Genomic DNA, 20584 nt, shown 5'->3' with positions numbered 1-20584 from the left:
GGGTGTGCGGGACCGTCCCCGGTCTTGTGGGATGGTGCGGGGATGCGGTTGGAGTTCTTGGTTCAGGCTGCGGCTGGGTTCAGGGCGACGGTGTAGCCGAGGGCCTGTATTTGCCGGATGTGACCGCGGAGTTTCTTCTGCTAGGCAATCGGTCGAGGCGCCGGCGGTGCCGCCCCGGCGCCTTGCCCATGGTGGAGCTATCGGGAAAAGGCGTTCCAAGGTGGCACAGGCGGCTTCACCCGCATTTCGTCGGTAATGGGTTTCGCATTCCCGCACAAGGTCTTCAACGCCTGACCGGTGAGGCACCTGGCCGGAAAGGCCGCGGAAGCGACCTTCGCGGTCAACTCCGCCACCGGCAACTCCCCGGCGGACGCGGCCAGCACAAGGTTTCCGAACCGGCGGCCGCGCAACACCCCCGGTTCGGCGAGCAGCGCGACGTGCGGAAACACTTCCGCGACAGTGGCGGCGACACGGCGCGCGAACACCAGCCCCGGCCCGTCGGCGACGTTGAGCAGGTAGCTACCCGACGCGCGCAACACCCGGGCAACGTCGGTGGTGAACTCGGTCGTCGCGATGTCGCTCGGCATCGTCGCGCGCTGGAACACATCGGCGACGATCAGATCCGCGGAGTTGTCGCGGCGGGTGCGCGCGCCTTCCCTTCCGTCGGAAATCCGCACCCTCAGGTTCGGGACGCTGCGCAGGTCCAGTTGCTCGCGCACCAGATCGATCAGCTCGCCGTCGGCGTCGAAAACGAGCTGCCGCGAACCAGGTCGGGTAGCGGCCACGTAGCGCGGCAGGGTGCAACCTGCCCCACCGAGATGCAACACCTCCAGCGGCCCGGGTTCGAGGCAGTCGATCACATCGCCGATGCGCCTTGCGTACTCGAACTCCAGATGAGTCGGATCCTCGAGATCCACATAGGACTGTGCGACCCCGTCGACGGTCAGCAGCCAGCCACCCGGCCAGTCGGCGTCCGCGAGCAGCTCGGCCATGCCGAACCGCACCGGATACTCACCCGGCATCGGCCTGGGCCTCCGGCGCCTGTCACGATCACTCACCCGACAAGATCTTTTCCGCTTGCCGTGGCCAATCTCTGAGATAGACGACGTTTTCCCCCGAAGTCTTCGCTACCCGCGGCTTGCGGGGTAGTTCACCAGCGGTCGCGTGCTGTCCCAGGACATCGACGGTCAATTCTTCGGACCAACCGGCCTCGGCGGCCATCCGTTCGATGTTGGGACCAGCGCCGTAGCACAGCTCCGCCAGTTTGCGCAGACCCCGCGGTTTCTCGTCCGGCACGAAGCCGGGTTCCTTGCGGTTCCAGCCCTTCTTGCTGAGCTGCTTGTACAGGCTCAGCGCTCGATCCGCGTCGATGACGCCGAGTTCGCGGCAACGCCGCACCAGCGCCTTGATCGACACGCCCCACTGGGTTTTCACCATCGTCAAACTGGTGAGGTTCGGCTGTCGCGGCAGGGTCGGCAACAGCGCGTGCCGGGGTGTCAGCAATTCGGCGGCGAAAGCGTCCGCCTGATCCTCGACCTGCTTGCCGGTCTGCCCGCCCCGATGCAAGATCAAATGCCCGAGCTCGTGGGCAACGGTGAAGCGGACCCGGTCGGCGGGAACGCCGGCCATTATTCCGACGACCGGTGTCCGACCGTGCCAGGCGCAGAACGCGTCGATGGTGGGCACCTGGAACGGAAGCCCCAGCACGCGAACCCCGGTACGTTCGGCCGCCAAGATGAGATAGGGCAACGGTTCGTCCGCGGTGAACCCGAGCAGTTCGCGCGTCCGGTGTGCCGCCTCGACCGGATCCAGGTCGGTCGCCGGGGCGAGCCGGTTGGGAATGGCGGTGTTGCGGTCCGCGAGCCGGGTGTACTCCTCGTTGATCAGGTTTGCCCAGGCATGTGCGGCGTGCTTGTCTCGCTGAGTGACCCGGCTGCGTGCGCGGAACAGTGGGGAATGCGTCTCGATCGGCACCGGCGGCGGCCGGAACAGGTAGTCGCTGGTGACCCCGAGCTCGACCGCGAGCATCTGCTGCGTCTCTTCGGGGCAGGACATCTCGCCGCTCTCGATCCGCGACAGCTTGTACTGGTTGAGCAGCACCCGGGCAGCGAGTTCGGCCTGCGTCATGCCGTGCATGAGCCGCAACTGGCGGACCCGCTGTCCGAAACTCATCCCACGTCCTCTCCCCCCAGCATGGGGTTCTCGACCGAGGCCTGCATCTCGTTGAGGTCGTCAACGGCCAGGGTGGCCATCTCGCGCCGGAGTGGCCCGATCCAGTGAGTCCTCAGGTTATCTCGCCGGTGATCGCCGCCAAGCGGGCGGACCAGGGTCATCGTCGGGTGGATGACGCCCTGCTCCTCCGACCACAGCAACAGGATGTTGTCCGCGGGCATCCCACCCAGTTCCAGCACCGGCTCCTGCCGCCAGAAGGCCTTCTTGCGCGCGGAGTGCTCGGGCAGCGGCACCCGGTGCCGTGGATCGGCATCGCTGATCTTCGCCGCCTTGAACACCCAGATGACCAGGCCCTCGTAGGGAATCTGGATCGAGGACATCGGGTTGATCGGCCGGTCGTCCTCTTCTCGCGACAGGTACAACCCCTCGGCCTTGAGGTCGCGCATCACCAGCCGCCGGATGATGCCGGTGTAGTAGTGCTGGTCATCCCGGCGCGACAACCCGAGATCGGCGTGGTGCGCGGCGGCCTCCACGGCTGCCTCGTCGAAGGCGTCGAAGAGGCGCTCGATCACCGGCTGCATCTTGGCCAGCGTGGCCCCGTAAGAGATCATCGGCATATTATGCCTGCTGTTTTCACCCCAGTCCGCCAGCCACGCCGAACCCGTGCGGCAGACAAGGCGGCACTACCCGGAAACGGAACGGAGGCCCCGAGAGGTGGAGCCCGCCGGGCGGGGTTCGGGGTTGCACCCCGGGAAAACAACAACGGAACGAGACGGTTCGCGCCTTTCGCGGGCACTCCTCGCCCCGAGCGGAGTGGACCTTGGGGGAGCTTACTCGAACACAAAAGACCAGTTCAGAGCCCTGGAAGAACTCCGAGAGAAGCTTCCCAGCCTCGATACGCCCGAGCCGCCGTCGATCAAGCGCGACGCCCCCGCCGCGCACGGCAACTCGGCACCGAGCAAGTCGAGCAACTGATCGCCGACTACCAGTCCGGCTCGACGGTGTACGAACTCGGTGACCGGTTCGGCATCGAACGGCGAACGGTCAGCAACATCCTCCACCGGCACGGCGTGGCGATGCGCCGCCGCGGCCTCTCCCCCGACCAGGTCGACCACGCCATCCACCTTAACAACCTCGGCTGGTCTCTCGCGCGAGTCGGTGATCACCTGAGCGTCAACCACACACCGTGCTGAACAAGCTGCGTGAACGCGGCATCCCACCCGAGACACCCACAGGCGTCCGCGCGTCGAGGCAGGTGTCCCTCGATGACGCGGCCCGCAGCTAACTTGTCAGCCCGATCAGGTTCGGACAGCGGTACTGTCTTCAGGCCGTCACCGTGATCATGGGCGTCGTCGCCGGCCTCACCTTCCTAACCTTGGAACAGAGCACACGCCGGCAGGTGAACCGCACCCGTAATCCTTCGTGTTCGGACAGCGTGGTTGCCGCGCCGCCGGCGCGCGCCACGGCCATGATCTTGTCTGGCTCCGCGTGCCTCATAATCAAGCGATGGCGACCGTTGTGGCATTCCACGCCCATCCCGACGACGAAACGCTGCTGACCGGTGGCACCCTCGCCCGCGTCGCGGCGGAGGGTCACCGGGTGGTGATAGTGGCGGCGACCGACAGCATGGACGCAGCGTCCGAGACCTCACCGACCCGCATGAACGAGCTGCGCGCGAGCGCGGCCATCCTCGGCGTGCACCGGGTCGAGCACCTGGGCTACGCCGACAGCGGACATGGCCCAGTCCTCTATCCCGACCCGCCGGACCGGCAGCGTTTCGCCCGCGCCGACACCGACGAGGCCGCGGAACGGCTGGCCGCGCTGCTGCGCGAGGAGAACGCCGACGTGCTGCTCAGCTACGACCCCAACGGCGGGTATGGCCACCGCGACCACGTCAAGGTCCACCACGTCGGCAAGCGCGCCGCAGACCTGGCCGGGGTGGAGCAAGTGCTGGAGGCAACGATGCCCCGCGACGTCATTGAGCGCTTCGTTAGGCTGATTCGCACCCTGCGGATCCCCTTCCGCTACGACACCGACGCGCTTCGCGCCGCCTACAGCTCCGGTTCGGCCATCACCCACCGGGTCAACGTGCGCCGCTTCGCACGCCAGAAGCAGGCGGCACTGGCCGCACACCACTCTCAGGTGAACGGGCGCGGCAGACTCGCCTCCGTCATGCGGCTGCTCGTCCGGCTCCCGACGCCGATATTTGGGCTGCTCCTCGGCCGTGAATGGTTCGTCGAGCCTGCCAGGACGCCGGTTCCCAAGCCTGCTACCAGCATCTTCCCCCACAACTGATCGTGTCGGCCGAGCCATCGCAGGAAGGCTGCGAACGACGGAACAACGTGAAGCCGACTGCCGAACACGCTCAACATCAGCATCCGCGGCATCACCGGACACAGCCTGCTGGCGGCGACTCCCGGTATCGCCGCGTCGACCGGATCGGCCTGCCACAGCGGCGACCACCAACCCTCGCCGGTGCTCATGGCCATGTGGCTGGACGCCAACCGGGGCCTGTCCACGTTGCGGCTGTCGCTGGGCCGGTGGAGCACGAGAGACGACATCGACCGTGCAGCGCAGCTGATCATCGCCTTCGCGCACCGACAACCGCATCACTCAGAGGACGTTCACGCCGGACTGACCAAGCATTAGTCGCAACAGGAAGCAGGGAAAGACGACATCTGTGTTCCGGCAGGCCGACGGATACGGCAACAAACGTGTGACCCGATCGGTAGCCCCTCTGAGCCGCAAACCCGTAGGTCAGGTGGGCCGCAGGGGCTACCCATGCTTCGGAGGAGTGGACCTTGGGGGAACTTACTACTCGAACACGACGTCGCCATCGGCCGCGTCCTCCCGGCCGGCCCCACTGTCGCGGTGACGGCCCTGGGCGGCACACTCCTGGCCTTGGTCGAACTCCGCCACACCGCCCTCGAGGCAGACGCGAACGCCACGGCAACCGCCATGTCGGAGATGGTGCTCCGCATGCTGTGGCCTGAGTCCGGAGGACACAGCCGAGGTAGCCCGACGTCCGCTCCCTGCGCTCAGGGCCTGAGATCGTCGTCAGGCGCGGGCTGCCTGCTCGATGTCGGCGAAGAGCCCGATCACCCCGGGATCCGCGAATGGGACGAGTTGGGTGAACAGGACACCCGCTGTCGCCCCGTCCGTCTCCACCCAGTAGTAGCAGTTCGCCCCGCCGGCCCAGGCCACCGTCCCGACCGGACGGGCCTGCGGCGTGCGCTCCTCGTTGCGTATTCCTAGCAGTGACCACGACACCGGAGTGCCCGGCAGCAGGTCGATGTCGTGTGACGTCGCGGGATTGGCCGATACCAACCGTCCGAACACCGCCGAATGACTCTGCTGGGCTGCGGTCAGGGTCTCCGGCTCGAGGAGCTTCACCCCATTGAAGACCCCGCCCGCACCCAGCATCCGCAGGAACGTCAAGTAGTCCCGCGGGGTCCCGTACAACCCGCCCCCGCCAGAGAAGAACTCCGGCTCGGCGGGAAGCTCGAACGGAACTGTCATCAACCCGTCCGGGGTCTTCGCCCACACAGTCGCCAGCCGAGACCGGTCCACGATCCCGAACGCCGTGTCCACCATCCCCAGCGGGTCGAAGACAGCCTCCCGCAGGTGGGTTGCCAGATCCCGCCCGGTCAACCGCGAGATGGCCAACCCCACCCACTCGAGACCGGTTCCGTACCACGTGTCAGTCCCCGGTTCGTACACCAGCGGCGAGTCCACGATCGAGGCCAGCTTGCACTCCAGGCTCGTCGGGATCTTGTTCTCCTGCTGGTACCGAGCAAGGTCCGCCGACAGGAAGGAGTACCCCGCGCCCGCCGTGTGCGACAACAACATCCGCAACGTCACCGGAGTCCGAACAGGCCGTAGGCGGGGCACGTCCCCGTCGTAGCCCTCGAGCACATGGGACGCGGCGAGTTCGGGGAGGACGTCGGCCGTCGGCGTGTCCAGCCCGATCACACCGCGTTCCACCAGTTGCAGAGCAGCGACGGCCACAATTGACTTGGTCATCGACGCGAGCCACGCGACGGTGTCGTCCGCCCACGGAGATTTACCGTCGCGTGTGCCCGCGCCGCCCGAGTACACGACCCCGTCTCGGTTGGCGGCCATCGCGTAGAAGCCTGCGGCGACGCCGTTGTCGACGGCCTTCGCCAGCAGAAAATCGATCGTCGTCGCTAATGCCATTGTCACCGCGCAGCCAAGATGGTCACCACGTGACGGGCAGTTCGTTCACTCCGTAGATGCCCATGGCTGGCTCACGGAACTCGATCTGGTCCATGTCCACCGCCCGGCGCAACGTCGGGATCCGGCGCAACAGGGTCGGGAACGCGACCTGCAGTTCAAGCCGCGCCAGGGGCATGCCCAGGCACTGGTGGGGCCCGTGTCCGAAGGTCACGTGCTTGTGCGCAGGCCTGCGCAGGTCCAGGCGATCCGGCCCCTCGACCACCGACGCGTCCCGGTTGGCCAGATCGCCCGCGAGGATCAGTCCGTCCCCGGCACGGATGACCAAGCCATTGATCTCGATGTCCTCCAGCGCCACCCGTCGCCTGCCGCCCTGTGGGACGGCGGTGTACCGCAGGATCTCCTCGACCGCGCCCTCGATCTCCTCCTGCGTCTCCATCTCCAGCAGGATGTCCAGTTGGCCGCGGTTCTCGGTCAGCGCCAGCACGCCCAAAGAGATGGTGTTCGACGTCGTGTCGAAGCCGCCGAGGAGCATCAGCATGCCTATCAGAGTGGCGTCCTGCTGCGTCAGGTTGCCGGTGGCCACGTGCTCGTTGGCCAACTCCGACAGCATGTCCTCGCCCGGGTCGGTGCGTTTGACCGTCAGCAGCCGGTCGATGTAGTCGACCAGGCCCTGCCGGGCGGCCATGGCCTCCTCGTGGGTGGCACGGGGGTTGATGAGCGCCTGGGCACTCATCGAGAAGAATTCGTGGTCCTCGTACGGTACGCCCAGCAGGTGGCAGATCACTGTGCACGGCACCGGCAGCGCGAACGCCTCCAGCAGGTCGACCGGCTTCGGCCCGGCCAGGAGCCGGTCGACCAGGTCGTTCACCAGCTCCTGGATCGGCAGCCGCATGGCCTGGATGCGCTTGGCGGAGAACGGCTTGGCGACGAAGCGGCGCTGGCGGGTGTGCTCCGGGGCGTCCATGGTGAGGAAGCTCAGGCGCTGCATGAACTTGCTGGGGGTCGAGTGCGGGTAGTTGGGGTGCTCGGGCCCCGCGCTCAGCCGCGGGTCGCGCAACAGTGCCCGCACCTCGTGGTAGCCGCTGACCAGCCACGGGGTGCTGCCGTCCCAGATCTCCACGCGGGCGATCGGGGCCTTTGCCTGGATTGCGCGCAGTGCAGGCGCCGGGTCGAACGGGCAGCTTCGGCTCCGGGGCGAGGGGAAGGGCGGGAGCTCGGCCCGCACCTCGTCCACCGGGGAGTTGGCGGTGTCGGTCACCGGGCGCACCACCTTTCCACGGCGAGCCGGGCGCTCACCGCGACTCGCCGAAGCTGGCGAACAGGTCGTTCGCCGTCTCGAAGTCGGGTCCGGTCCGGGGACCGGGGGTGAAGCGGGCGGGCATCTCCACGTAGCCGTTGATCTGTCCGACAGTCGGGTAACGCACCGCCGCGCCCTCGACCAGCTGGTAGTCCCGCAGCCGCGTGAGCACCTCCCCGACGACGACCTGGAAGTCGGTCTGCGCGATGTGGCGGCCGATGCACCGGTGTGCGCCGATGCCGAACGCCGCGTGCTTGCGGGTGTCCCGGTCGAAGTCGATGGTGAGCGGGTCCGGGAAGACCTTCTCGTCCAGGTTCGCCGCGGCCCATGAGATCAGCACGCGCTCCCCGGTGCGCACGGTGGCGCCGTCGATCTGGGCCTCCTCGGTGGCCGTGCGACCGACGCAGACCACGGGGCTGAAGTACCGGAGGAACTCCTCACACGCCCTGGGGATGTCCTCCGGGTGCTCGGTCAGGCGCCTGCGGTCGTCGTGGTGACGGTCCAGGTGCTCGAAGGTGGAGGACAACAGGGCGGTAGTGGTGTCCATGCCACCGGCGATCATCGCGTTGCAGACGGCGATAATGTCCGGGTCGCTGATCTTCTCGCCCCCGATGTCCAGCTGGGTGAGGAAGCTGATCAGGTCGTTCCCGGGGTTCGCGCGGCGCACCGGGATGGTCTCGATGACCTCCTTGATGAGCATCGCGAAGCCCGCTTCGACCGCCTTGTACTGGGGCGTGTCCGACGGCGTGTACGCCAGCGAGTGCACGGCCTCTGCGTAGATGCGCCAGTTGTCCATCGACAGGCCGACGATGTCCAGCGTCAGCAGCGCGGGCACGGCGTTGGCCAGGTCCATGACCAGGTCGATCTCGCCCGATTCGATGAACTGGTCGATGCACCAGGTGGTGTAGGCCTCGATGCGCGGGCGCAGCTTTTTCGCCGAGGTGGGCGAGAAGAAGTTGTTCAGCGCCCGGCGCCACTCCAGGAACTCCGGCGGGTCCATCTCCAGCGGCAGCGCGCGGAACGTCGACGCCGGGATGATCGTCCCCTGTGGACGGCCTGGGGTATTGGGCAGCTCGTGCGCGGAGGAGAACACCTCCGGGCGGCGGGCCACGGAGACGACCTGCTCGTAGCCGGTAACCACGTAGAAGCCGCCGTAGTGCGAGCTGTGCGCCACCGGGCACTTCTGGCTGAGGGCCGTGTTGGCGGCCCAGGGATCGGCGGAGTACTCCGGCGAGTGGTGATCGAAGTCGATTTCCGGGACCTCGGGGTGTGCCATGTGTGTGCGCTCCTGTCAGCTCTGGGTGGCCGGGACCGGGTCGTGTGCGAGGGCGAAGCCCGGGTAGCCGGTGGCCGCGATCTCCGCGCACTTCTTGGCGTAGTCGGGGAACCCGACCAGCGGCATGAAGACGCGCTTCTTACCGGGGATGTTCGCGCCCAGGTACCAAGACCCGCACGAAGAGAGCAGGGTCTGCGCGGCGACGTCGCTGACGTGCTGCCCCCAGGCATGCTCGGCCTCCGGCGTGGCCTCGATCGTCCGGATGCCGTTGTCGGCCAGGTGCTTGAGGCACTCGCCGATCCACGTCGCGTGCTGATGGATGGCGACCAGCACGTTGGCCAACACCGACGGGCTGCCGGGGCCGGTCATGGTGAACAGGTTCGGGAAGCCGGGGACTCCGAGCCCCAGGTAGGTGCGCGGGCCGGCCAACCACGCCTCCCGCAGCGACAGCCCGTCGCGGCCGCGGACGTCGATGCGCGACAGCGCGCCGGTGATGGCGTCGTACCCGGTGGCGAACACCAGCACGTCCAGCTCGTGGGAGCCCTCCCCGGTACGGACCGAGGTCGGGGTGATCTCCTCGAACGGGTGGGTGGCGATGTCGACCAAGCGCACGTTCGGCCGGTTGTAGGTCTCGTAGTAGCCGTCGCCGAGGCAGATGCGTTTGCACCCGATGACGTGCGTCGGGGTGAGCTTCGCGGCCACCTCGGGGTCGGTGACGATCTGGCGGATCCTGCCGCGGACGAACTCGGCGACGACCTCGTTGGCCGCCGGGTCGACCAGCGGGTCGCCGAAGGCGCGCAGCAGCAGCGGCCCGCCCCGGTTCCAGAAGTGCTCGAAGATGGCCTCCCGCTCCTTGGCGGAAAACAGGAACACCGAGTTCGGGTTCGTCGGGAACCGGGAGAGGCCCGCCGTGGGCACCTCGTTGTTGCGCGCGCGGAACCCCGCGTAGTCGGCCTTGATCGCCGCCTGCAGCTCCGGGTCGAGCGGCTCGTCGCCCGCGGGCAGCGTGTACGCGGGGGTGCGCTGGAAGACGACGAGCTCGGCCGCCGCCTTCGCGATGATCGGGATGGCCTGCACACCGGACGAGCCGGTGCCGATGACGCCGACGCGCTTGCCGGTGAAGTCGACCGGTTCCCGCGGCCAGCGCCCGGTGTGCAGGATGTCGCCCGCGAACGTCTTCACGCCGGGGATGTCCGGCACGTTCGGCTCTGACAGGCAGCCGGTGGCCATGATGACGAACCGGGCCACGACCTCGTCACCGGTGTCGGTGCGCACGGTCCACGTGGCGTCGGCCTCGTCGTAGGCCATTGCCTCGACCCGGGTGTGGAACCGGATGTCGCGGGCCAGGTCGAAGCGTTCGACGACGTGGCCGATGTAGCGCATGATCTCGGCCTGATCGGCGTACCGCCGGGTCCACTCCCAGTCCTGCTGCAGCTCGGCGGAGAACTGGTAGGAGTACTCCAGGCTCTCCACGTCGCAGCGGGCACCCGGATAGCGGTTCCAGTACCAGGTGCCGCCCGCGCCGCCCCCGGCCTCGAGTACCTGTGCCGTGAGCCCGGCCCCGCGGACCTCGTGCAGCATCTGCATACCCGCGAGACCCGCACCCACGATCACCACGTCGAATTTTCCTGTCATCCCAGCGCTCCGGTGGACGGGTTCAGACTTCCGAGTACGCTTCTTCCCGATCCTGGCTCGGTTTGGCCCGTTCCGAGCGGATGGCCGCGATGCTCGCCATGGCGATCCAGATGACCACGGCGAACACGCTCGCGTAGGTGATCAGCCCGCCCGCCTTCAGCGGGCTGTTCGGCGCGAGCAGCGGCACGCACCCGAGCAGCTGGACCAGCACGACGACCACGGCCAGCGGCTTGAGCCAGCCCGGCCACCCCGCGGTCCGCCTCGTGCACAGCGCCGCCGCGATGACCGCGACCGCAGCCGGGACCGCGCTGAACATGAAACCCAGCACGTAGGCGTCGGAGAACGCGCGCAGCAGCAGGTGGGTCGCCGGGTCCGCAGCCCAGCCCGAGAAGATCTGGAACAGGCCCAGGTACACCACGGCGAAGCCGACCCAGGCGGTGCCCGCCGCGATCATCAGCACCGGCAGTGGACTGTCCGGCACCTCCCGACGGAACCGGGTGTAGAGGTAGCCGAGGAACCAGAGCACGGCCATCAGCGCGATGCCCGCGATGAACTGATAGATGTACCCACTGGTGGTGTGGGTGGCGTAGAACTGCACGACCTCGGCCTCCGACGACCCGAAGGGCGGGATCGGCGACAGGACCAGGATCGTGGAGGCCAGTATCAGCAGGCTGATGATCCCGCTGGCCGCGTGCGCGACCTGAGGCAGACGGTTGCCCACGGTGACTCCCTCTGCGCGGTTGGTGTCCATCTACTGCGCCGCCCCGAGGTTGAGCTGGGCGACGATATGCGAGGCCAGCGCCGACGGGCTGGAGTCCTGGCGCATCTGCTTGGGCGTGACCCGGATGTCGAAGTCCCGGTTGATCCGGGTGCTCAGTTCCAGCGCCATCAGCGAGTCCAGGCCGTGGTCGGTCAGTGACCGGTCCGGGTCCAGGCCCGAGGCATTGACCCGGAGGATCTCCGCCGCGTGCGCGGTGAGGTGCTTCTCCAGGAACCGCTGCCGGGCCGCCGGGCCGGCGATCCGCAGCTCCGCCAGCACGGCGTGCCCGGCGATGTCGCCGCCCCGATCAGCCCCGCGGTCAGCGGGGATGGCGGCGAAGAACGGCGAGGTGCGGATCTTCTCCGAGAACATCGCTTGCCAGCCCTTGTCCAGGATCGCCAGGTAGCCCGCGCGGGCCCGGTCGTGGCGCAGCAGCGCGTCGCAGACCTTCACACCCTCATCCGGGTCGATCATGGCGTTGCCGCGTTCGGCGAACATCGTGCCGCGCCCATACTCGGCCCACGCGCCCCAGTTGACGCTCAGCGCAGGCAGCCCCTGCCCGCGCCGCCAGGTGGTAAGGCCGTCCAGCAGGGCGTTGGCTGAGGCGTAGCAGGCCTGGCCGGCGAAGCCGACCAGGGCCGAGGCGGAGGAGAACCCGAACCACCAGTCCAGCTCGCTGTCCGCGCAAGCTTCCTGCAGCCGCAGCGCACCCCGAACCTTCGGCGCCCACACCCGCTCGACCAGGGCGTCATCCACGCTGGTGATCGTCGCGTCGTCGACCACCGCGGCGGCGTGGATGACGCCGCGCAGGGACAGGCCGGTAGCGGTGGCGACGCGGACCAGCTCCTCGGCGGTGCCGTCCGCGGCGATGTCACCGCGCACCACCTCGATGTCGGCACCGGCCGCGCGCAGTTCGTCGATGGTCGCCCGCGCCTCGGCGGACGGGGCCGAGCGGCCGTTGAGGATGACGCGGCCCGCGCCCTCCCCGGCGAACCAACGGGCGATGATCAGGCCGAGACCGCCCAGACCGCCGGTGACCACATACGCGCCGTCCGCGCGGATCACGGGCACGTCATCCGGCCGGACCACGGCCTCGCCGTCGCCGTCCTGGGGGACAGCGAGAACGAGCTTGCCGATGTGTCCGCCGGAGGCCAGCGTGCGGAACGCGGTGCTGGCCTCACCCAGCGGGTGCGTGGTGTGCGGAGTCGGGGTGAGCGCGCCCGAGGCGAGCAACTCGTGGACCTCGCGGAGGATGTCGCCGAGGTGCTCGTAGGCCAGGACGCCGAGGTCGACGCTGTGCAGGGAGATGTTGCGGCGGAACGGGAAGAGCCCGATGCGCGCGTCGGCGTAGATGTCCTTCTTGCCCAGCTCGACGAACCGACCGCCAATGCGCAGCAGGTCCAGACCGGCCCGCTGGGCGGCACCGGTGAGCGAGTTGAGCACCACGTCCACACCCTCGCCGCCGGTCAGCTCGCGGATCTGGCCGGCGAACTTCGTGGAGCGGGAGTCGAAAACGTGCTCGACACCCAGGTCGCGCAGGTACTGCCGCTTCGCGTCGGTGCCCGCGGTGGCGTAGATCTCCGCGCCGAGGTGGCGGGCCACCGCGATCGCCGCCAGGCCCACGCCACCGGTCGCCGAGTGGATCAGCACCCGCTCGCCGGGGCTGAGCCTGCTCAGCCGGTGCAGGCCGTACCAGGCGGTGGCGAACACGCTGGGCCTGGCCGCGGCCTCCTCGAACGTGACGTCGTCGGGGATCCGGTTGGCCTTGCAGGCTGGCACCACCGCGAACGCGTGGAACGCGCCAGGGTGCATGGCCGCCACCCGGTCACCGACCTGGAACGAGGTGACGCCCGCGCCGACGGCGACGACCGTACCCGCGCAGTCGAAGCCGAACGGCATCGGGCTGCCGTCGACGGTCTTGTACAGGCCCATCGCATTGAGCACGTCGGCGTAGTTCAGGCCGAGGGCCTCGACCCGGATCTCGACCTCGTCCGAGGCGGTCGCGCGCGGCTCGGTCGCGACCAGCTCCAGGCTGCCCAGGTCACCGGCGTGCCGGGTGGCCAGGGCGTACCGGTCCTGCCCATAGCGGATCGGGCGCATCCGGCGCTCACCCTCGTGCAGCGGCGCCATCTTGAGCCGGGCCAGGAACAGCTCGTCGCCGCGCAGCGCCACCTCGTCGGCGTCGCCGTTCGCACCCAGCAGCTCGGCCACCCGCTGGGGCGTGGTCCCGGCGCCGGTGTCGAGGTGGCAGATCCCCAGTTCGGGGTGCTCGTGGCCGATCACCCGGCACAGGCCGCGCAGCGCGGTCTGCTCCAGGTTCCGCCCATCGCCCTCGCCCACCTGCTGGGCGTCGCGGGTGAGCACCCACAGCCGGGGCCGGTGCGCGTCGGTGCGCTCCACCAGGAACCGGACCAGGTCGATCAGCCGTTTCACCCGGCGCTCCGCGCGTTCCACAGCGTCGTGGTCGGCGGTGGCGGTCGGCGCCGGGCACACTACCACGAGCCCCTGCGGCGGCTGCGCGGCCAGCTGCGCCTCCAGTTCGTCCACAGTGGCGCTCAGCGTCAGGTGGGCGGTCTCGGCGCCCAGCGCCGAGGTCAGCTCGTCGACGAACAGCTCGGGGACCGCGTCCGCCTCGGTCAGAACCAGCCACGGGCCGGAGGCGGCGCCCGGCTCCGGGAAGTCGGCGCGGTCCCAGCCGACGGCCAGCAGGCGCTCGGCCAGCCGCCGGTCCGTGGTGGCCAGGCGCACGCCCCTGACCTCGGCGACCACGGTGCCGTCCTCGTCGAGCAGTGCGACGTCGCCGATGGCGAGCTGGTCGTCGAGGTGGTGCAGCCGGGCCAGGCAGTAGCGGGCGCGGTGCGGGTCGCGGTGCACGCGCAACGCACCCACTCCCACTGGGAAGGCGTCGTGGATCAACGCCGGGTGCGACGCCAGCGTCTGCAGGCAGCCGTCCATCAGTACTGGGTGCATCCAGTAGGAATTGATGTCGCTGCGCACCGCCGTGGGCAGCGTCAGCTCCGCGAACACCGTCCGCTCGACACCCAGATCCTCGGACAGGTGCAGCGCGACCAGGGCGGCGAACGCGTCACCGTGATGGACACCGGCCCCGTGGAACTTGGCGTAGGCCTCCTGCGGGGCCAGCGACCCGGGGTGCGCGGCCAGCAGCCCGGCCACGTCGAGCCGGTCCGGCTCGGTGGCCGTGCGCACCCGCAGGGTCCCGGTGGCCAGCAGCGTCGGGTCTTCGCCGTCGCGGCGGGTCAGCGACTCGAACCGGACCACTCCGTCGCTCACGGGGCGGGTGCGCGAGGACACCACGGTGTGCTCGTCGAGGTGCAGCATCTCGTGGATGGTCAGGTCGGTCACCTCGATCGCGTCGAGGTCGGCTCCGAACACGGTCTTCGCCGCGGTCAGCCCCATCTCGCAGTAGGCCGCGCCCGGCAGCACCGGCTGGTCGTGGACCTGGTGGTCCTCCAGGTAGCGCAGGTCGCGGCCGCTGATCGTGGCCTGCCAGGTGTGCTCGTCGTCGGTGTCGACCGGGCTAACGTGCACGCCGAGCAGCGGGTGCGCGTCCACCCTCGCGCCGGGCTTCTTCACCTGCAGTGCCAGCACGCCCAGGTCGGCGCCCGCCCACACCGGCAGCGGCACGTCGACCAGGTTGCCCGCCGGGTAGGCGCGCTCCCAGTCGACCGGGACACCGCTGCAGTGCAGGTCAGACAGCTGGGGCAGCAGCCCGGTGGACTGGTCGCCGTCGCGGCGCAGCGTGCCCATGGCGGTGGCGTCCCGGCCGATCGACTTCGCCGTCTCGGCAATCGCGTGGGTCAGCAGCGGGTGCGGGGACAGCTCGACGAAGATCCGGTGCCCGTCCAGCACGGCGGCAGTGACCGCGTCGGCGAAGCGGACCGGGCGGCGCAGGTTGTTCACCCAGTACCCGGCGTCAAACGAGGCGGGCTTCTTCGGGTCGTCCAGCACGGTGCCGTAGACCAGGACGGTCGCCGCAGCCGGGGCGAGGTCCTCCAGCCGCTCGGCCAGGTCGTCGAGGATTGCGTCGACGTGCGGGGAGTGCGAAGCGTAGTCCACCGCAATCCTGCGGGCGTGCAGGTCGCGGGCCTCCCAGCCGGCGACCAGTTCGTCGACCCGGGCGGGATTGCCCGCCACGACCGTGGACCCGGGGGAGGCGATCACCGCGACGGTGACGTCCTCGGTGCCCGCAGCGGCCAACTCGGCCGCGACCTCCTGGTGCGGCAGCTCGATGGTGGCCATGGCGCCGCCGCCCGCAATCCGGGTGATCAGCTGGGACCGGCGGCAGATCACCTTCACACCGTCGTCGGGGGTCAGCGCGCCCGCGACCACCGACGCGGCGGTCTCACCGAGCGAGTGCCCGATCACCGCGGCGGGCTCGACACCCCGCGACCGCCAGGCGGCGGCGAGGGCGACCTGCACCGCGAAGATGGTCGGCTGGACCTTCTCGATGCCGGTGACGGTCTCGTCGGCCACCAGCTCGGCGCGCACGGAGAACCCGGCCTCCCGGGCGATCAGCGGCTCCAACTCGTCGATCATCGCGGCGAACGCGGGCTCGGTCTGCAGCAGCACCCGGCCCATGCCCGCCCACTGCGAGCCCTGGCCGGAGAACACCCACACCGGCGCACCACTGTGGCTGCTGACCGTGCCGGACACCACGCCCGGCGCGGGCTGCGACGCCGCAGCCGCCAGTAACTGCTCGGCCAGCCCGCCGTGCGACGACGCCAGGGCGACGAGCCGCTCCGCGCGGTGCTCCCGACCGCGGGCGAGGGTGTGGCCGATGTCGGCCAGCGGCGCCGACACACCCTCGCGGGCCAGCCACCTCGCCACGCGATCGGCGGTCTCCGCCAAGCCCTGCGGAGTGCTTCCGGAGAGCAGGATGGGAAGCGCTTTCTCCTCCGGTGCGCGAATCACGGCAGGGACCACGGTGTCCGGGGCTTCTTCGAGGATGACGTGGACGTTGGTGCCGCTGAACCCGTAGGAGGAGACCGACGCCAGCCGCGGCGAGCCGTTCGCGCTCCACTCACGCAACTCGGTGGGGACGTACAACCGCGTCCCGTCGGCGGAGATGTCCGGGTTCCACCCGGTGAAGTGGAGGTTGCCCGGGATCTTCTTGTGCCGCAACGACATCACGGCCTTGATGAGCCCGGCCACGCCGGACACCGACTCGGTGTGCCCGATGTTGGTCTTCACCGAGCCCAGCGCGCACGGCTTGTCGCCTGCGCCGTACACGGCGGACAGCGCGCGGAACTCCACCGGGTCGCCGGTAGGTGTGCCGGGGCCGTGCGCCTCGACCAGTTCGACCGCGGACGGGTCGACGGCGGCGGCACGCAGAGCGCTGCGCTGCACGGCTTCCTGTGCGGTCGCGGAAGGGACGACGATGTTGTCGGAGCGGCCGTCGGAGTTGGCCGCCGAGCCGCGGATGACCGCGAGGACCCGGTTGCCGTCGCGCACCGCGTCGTCGAGCCGCTGCAGCGCGACGACCGCGCAGCCCTCGCTGCGGACGAACCCGTCGGCAGCGGCGTCGAACGCGGCGCACCGGCCGTTGGGCGACAGCATGGACCACTGGGAGAACAGGACGCCGACCTCGGGGCCCAGTTGCAGCATCGCCGCACCCGCCAGCGCCAGGTCGGACTCCCCGGCGCGCAGGCTCTGGCAGCCCAGGTGCACCGACAGCAGACCTGAGGAGCAGGCGGTGTCCACGGCCACAGAGGGCCCGTGCAGCCCGAGCAAGTAGGACACCCGGCCCGCGCCGACGGAGTGCGCGTTGCCGGTCATCACGTACGGGTTGTCCACGAGAGAGTCGTCGAACGTCCGCAGCAGGTAGTCGTGGTGCGCGAGGCCGAAGAAGACACCGGTCTGCGACCCCTTGAGCGACCCGGGCGCTATGCCTGCGTGCTCCAGCGCTTCCCAGGCCACCTGGGTCAGCATCCGGTGTTGCGGATCCATCGCCTCGGCCTCGTACTCGGTGATGCCGAAGGCGGCAGTGTCGAAACCACCGACGCTGTCGAGGAACCCGCCCCAGCGGGAGACGGTGCGGCCGAGCACACCGGGCTGCGGGTCGTAGACCTCGTCCACGGCCCAACGCTCCGGCGGGACCTCGCGGACGGCGTTGCCGCCGCGCTCAAGCAGGCTCCACAGCGTGGCGGGAGAGTCGACCCCGCCCGCGAACCGGCACCCGATGCCCACGATCGCGATCGGCTCGACGGCGGCGCCCCGCCCCTGGTCGGTGGTGGTGCTGGTGGACCGCTGCGTGGTGGTGGTTTCAAGCATGGGTCAGCTCGCTCCCATCGGTCTCGAGCGGGGTGACGATCATGGGCAGGCTGTTCGGGCGCGGCATCGCCGCCGCGACCCGGCGCACGGTGTGGCCGGGTGCCGGGACCAGGCGCCAGCGGCCGAGGATGGTCGCCAGCGCGATGACCGCCTTGGCCTGTGCGTAGGACTCGCCGATGCAGCGCCGGCTGCCCTCGCCGAACGGGAGAAAGGCGGTGCGGTTGGGTAGGTGCTCGCGGTCGACGAGCCAGCGTTCGGGGTGGAACCGGTCCGGGTCGGTGAACGCTTCGCCGTCCCGGTGCAGGTCGATCTGGCTGAACATGATGTCCGCGCCCGCGGACAGCGGGATACCGTCGACGACCACGGGTTCCTCCGCACGGCGGAAGAGCATCAGCAGCGAGTACCGGCGCAGGACCTCGTTCACAACGGCGCGGGTGTAGCTCAGCTTCTCGATGTCGTCGTACTCCGCAGGGCGCCCGCCGAGCACGTCCCGCAGCTCGGCGCGCAGCTTCTCCTCGACCTCAGGGTGCTGGGAGAGCTCATGGAACGCCCAGGTCAGAGTGGCGGCCGTGGTCTCGGTACCCGCCATCATGATCGACACCAGCTCGTCGCGGATGAGGTCGTCGCTCATCGCCTCACCGGTGTCCGGATCGCGGGCGGCGCGCAGGTGCGAGAGCAGGTCGGTCCCGCCCGTGCTCTTGTCGGTGCGCACCACGTGGTCGACGGCGGCACGCAGCCGGTCCGCCGCGCCGAGGAAGCGCCGGTCGAAGCCGGAGACCTTGCACAGCCAGGCGGGCAGCACGGTGCGGGCGACCATGCCGTAGGTGAAGATCGGCAACGAGCGGATGATCTCCCGCACCACGTCCCTGGGCAGGCTGCCGGAGAACATCGACCGCACGATGGTGGTCAGCGTCAGCTCGATCATGGCCTTCTGCACGGCGACCTTCTGCCCCGGCTTCCAGGACTCGGCCAGCGCCTGCGACTCGGCGGTCATGATCTGCGCGTAGGAGGCGATCATCTTCCGGTGGAACAGCGGCTGGATCAGCCGTCGCTGGCGGCGGTGCAGCGCGCGATCGGAGGCCAGCAAACCGTTGCCGCTCAACGGGTGCACGGCCTCCCACACCATGCCCTTGCCGAACGAGCGGGCCTCCTTCACCAGTACCTGGTGCGCCAGGCGCGCGGTGGTGAGGAAGTAGATCGGTCGCTTGCCGATGTAGAGCTTCACCACGTCACCGCTGGCGCGCAGGTCGGCGAAGAAGTCGAAGGGATTGCGCACGAGCGGCCACATGTGACCGATCATGGGCAGTCTGCCGGGTGCGACCCCCACCGTCCGGACTGGTTGTTCCTGTCCTGGTTCTGCCCCGCTGAACGGGCAAGCTGGTGTCTGCTGCGCAGGCGAGTCGTTGCTCATTCGCTTCCCTCACCAAATCTGGCCCTGGTCAGCCCGATGCCGTCCCAGGCGCGATTGTGAAGCGTTGCAGAAAGGGCGGCGGACCACCCGGTTCCGGGCATGCCTAATACGTGCGGACCCATTCGCATCTCCATTGGGTTTGGGTCCACGTTGGCCCGACGTTCATCCTCGTCATCGGCAGAGAATCGGGACGCCCATCGCTATGAAATTCATACTTGGACGCGTTGAGGTGCGTCAACAAAGCGGTACGGCGGCAATGATCGACCAGGTCGGATTCAGCTGCGACGGCCGTGGGTTTATACCTACCCATTTGGTGAGTTTGCGGGAGATTGTCCGAATTTGGTTCCCCCGATTGGCGGCTCCCCAAGTCAAGTGCGTGATTCGAGTCACAATCGCGCGCAAGGTGTGCTGCGCGGCCGGCCCTTGGATGCACCGATCTCCTACCCGTGCCGCGGTGTCGTCGAGGCTCGATGACCTTGCGGCTGCTTCGTCGAAACCGCCTCCGGATGCGGGCGGGAGGGCGGGCGAAGTGTGTAATTGGTACGCAGGCGAGGTGATCTGCGATCGGGCTATCGTCCGGCGACTCCGCCCGGTCACGTTTCTCGCCTCTTCTGGTCGGGCCGCCGAATGCGAACCCTCAATGCTCGTCCGGCGAGGGCGCGATGTGCGGCAATTCCCGAGCCCGCCGACTCCGATTGTGGCGGAGGCCCAGGGCTGAGGCAAAGTCGGATTCCAGGGGCTTGACCTGCTGGTTTGGGTTGCGGCGCACCGGAGATTGAGCGGGTGCGGAGCGGGTGCGGAGCGGGTGCGGAGCGGGCACGGCGGGATCGTTGATCACGAAGTTCCTACGCCATCATGACTTTCGGAGCCTCGCCGTGCCTGTCGCGCCACCTGGCCCAGCTTGCGAGATGGCACCAGAGGCGCGGGGCGGTTTGCTCGAGGTGTTGGAGTCGGTGCCGGATCCCCGCAAGAAACGGGGTGTGCGGCATCGGTTCTCGGCGATCTTGTTCGTGTCGGTGTGCGCGGTGGTCTCGGGTGCGCGGTCGTTCGCCGAATGGGCCGCCGACGCGGTCGAGGACAGTCTGCGCGGGATGGGGATCGGCGTGCCGAACGCGTCCACGATCCGGCGGGCGCTCTCGACATTCACCGGCGACGGATTCGACACCGCGATCGGCGCTTGGCTGTCCGGGCGTGTCAGGGCCGCGTGGGCGGGGCGCCGGGCAGACGGCGACGACGCCGCGCGATCGCGGTCGACGGCAAGGCGCTGCGGGGTTCCCGCGACGGTGAGCAGCGGCCCGAATGGTGATGACGTGCTTGGACCACGACAGCGGGGTCACGTTAGGCCAGGTTGAGATCGCCGAGAAGAGCAATGCTGGCCGCGACGCGAAGGACCTGGCGTTCGCCGCCGAGTTGTTCCGCCGCTACGCCGACGAGGGCGCCTCGATCGCCGAGCTGACCCGGTGGCTCACCGAGCAAGGAGTGGCGACCCGGACCGGCAAACACCGGTGGGACCGCTCGGTGATCTGGGGCATGCTGCGCAATCCC

Annotated in this window: 15 protein-coding genes; 4 read left to right on the top strand and 11 right to left on the bottom strand. The window is 69.2% G+C overall.

What is annotated here, in order from left to right; translation table 11 throughout:
- Positions 1–197: 197 nt before the first annotated feature.
- The 4 genes from VJT49_RS16205 to VJT49_RS35290 form a co-directional block, all read right to left on the bottom strand.
- Positions 198–1022 (bottom strand): fused MFS/spermidine synthase, encoded by an 825-nt coding sequence (locus VJT49_RS16205; protein WP_324165655.1) that lies wholly within the window; start codon positions 1020–1022, stop codon positions 198–200.
- Positions 1023–1050: 28 nt separating this feature from the next.
- Complete coding sequence (locus tag VJT49_RS16200) at positions 1051–2172, bottom strand: XRE family transcriptional regulator (protein WP_324165654.1); 1122 nt, start codon at positions 2170–2172, stop codon at positions 1051–1053.
- Positions 2169–2783: a hypothetical protein gene (locus VJT49_RS16195; protein WP_324165653.1), complete on the bottom strand. Its 615-nt coding sequence runs from the start codon at positions 2781–2783 to the stop codon at positions 2169–2171. Before VJT49_RS16195 ends, VJT49_RS16200 begins: the two co-directional genes overlap by 4 nt.
- Before the next feature lie 219 nt (positions 2784–3002).
- Positions 3003–3287: a hypothetical protein gene (locus VJT49_RS35290; RefSeq protein WP_414635982.1), complete on the bottom strand. Its 285-nt coding sequence runs from the start codon at positions 3285–3287 to the stop codon at positions 3003–3005.
- Between the two features lie 391 nt (positions 3288–3678).
- Between VJT49_RS35290 and VJT49_RS16185 the strand changes: the two genes are divergently transcribed.
- Together VJT49_RS16185 and VJT49_RS16180 are read left to right on the top strand one after the other, a co-directional pair.
- Positions 3679–4467: a PIG-L deacetylase family protein gene (locus VJT49_RS16185; protein ID WP_324165652.1), complete on the top strand. Its 789-nt coding sequence runs from the start codon at positions 3679–3681 to the stop codon at positions 4465–4467.
- A gap of 180 nt (positions 4468–4647) precedes the next feature.
- Complete coding sequence (locus tag VJT49_RS16180) at positions 4648–4821, top strand: hypothetical protein (RefSeq protein WP_324165651.1); 174 nt, start codon at positions 4648–4650, stop codon at positions 4819–4821.
- Positions 4822–5229: 408 nt separating this feature from the next.
- Here VJT49_RS16180 and VJT49_RS16175 read toward each other — a convergent pair whose 3' ends face one another.
- The 7 genes from VJT49_RS16175 to VJT49_RS16145 are packed head-to-tail and all read right to left on the bottom strand — an operon-like array spanning position 5230 to position 19039.
- Positions 5230–6369 carry a serine hydrolase domain-containing protein gene (locus VJT49_RS16175; protein WP_324165717.1) on the bottom strand — a complete coding sequence of 380 codons (1140 nt, stop codon included), beginning with the start codon at positions 6367–6369 and terminating at the stop codon, positions 5230–5232.
- Between the two features lie 22 nt (positions 6370–6391).
- On the bottom strand, positions 6392–7627 hold the full coding sequence (locus tag VJT49_RS16170; RefSeq protein WP_324165650.1) for a cytochrome P450: 1236 nt from the start codon (positions 7625–7627) through the stop codon (positions 6392–6394).
- Between the two features lie 34 nt (positions 7628–7661).
- Positions 7662–8942, bottom strand: coding sequence for a cytochrome P450 (locus tag VJT49_RS16165; protein ID WP_324165649.1), 1281 nt, complete (start codon positions 8940–8942; stop codon positions 7662–7664).
- 15 nt (positions 8943–8957) lie between these two features.
- Complete coding sequence (locus VJT49_RS16160) at positions 8958–10577, bottom strand: NAD(P)/FAD-dependent oxidoreductase (RefSeq protein WP_324165648.1); 1620 nt, start codon at positions 10575–10577, stop codon at positions 8958–8960.
- 22 nt (positions 10578–10599) lie between these two features.
- Positions 10600–11298 (bottom strand): hypothetical protein, encoded by a 699-nt coding sequence (locus tag VJT49_RS16155; RefSeq protein ID WP_324165647.1) that lies wholly within the window; start codon positions 11296–11298, stop codon positions 10600–10602.
- A gap of 30 nt (positions 11299–11328) precedes the next feature.
- The gene (locus VJT49_RS16150; RefSeq protein WP_324165646.1) at positions 11329–17628 is read right to left on the bottom strand and encodes a type I polyketide synthase; all 6300 of its coding nucleotides are present in this window, start codon (positions 17626–17628) and stop codon (positions 11329–11331) included.
- The gene (locus VJT49_RS16145) at positions 17621–19039 is read right to left on the bottom strand and encodes a cytochrome P450 (RefSeq protein ID WP_324165645.1); all 1419 of its coding nucleotides are present in this window, start codon (positions 19037–19039) and stop codon (positions 17621–17623) included. Before VJT49_RS16145 ends, VJT49_RS16150 begins: the two co-directional genes overlap by 8 nt.
- Before the next feature lie 941 nt (positions 19040–19980).
- Between VJT49_RS16145 and VJT49_RS16140 the strand changes: the two genes are divergently transcribed.
- The gene (locus VJT49_RS16140; RefSeq protein WP_324165716.1) at positions 19981–20391 is read left to right on the top strand and encodes a transposase family protein; all 411 of its coding nucleotides are present in this window, start codon (positions 19981–19983) and stop codon (positions 20389–20391) included.
- Positions 20354–20584 (top strand): recombinase family protein (locus VJT49_RS16135; RefSeq protein WP_324165644.1); only part of this gene is annotated, 231 nt, incomplete at its 3' end. The genes VJT49_RS16140 and VJT49_RS16135, both read left to right, overlap by 38 nt.

The organism is Amycolatopsis sp. (assembly GCF_035276945.1).
GTDB lineage: Bacteria > Actinomycetota > Actinomycetes > Mycobacteriales > Pseudonocardiaceae > Amycolatopsis_E.
Note: the sequence above shows the minus strand (reverse complement) of the source record. Positions and strands in the feature narration are given on the sequence as shown.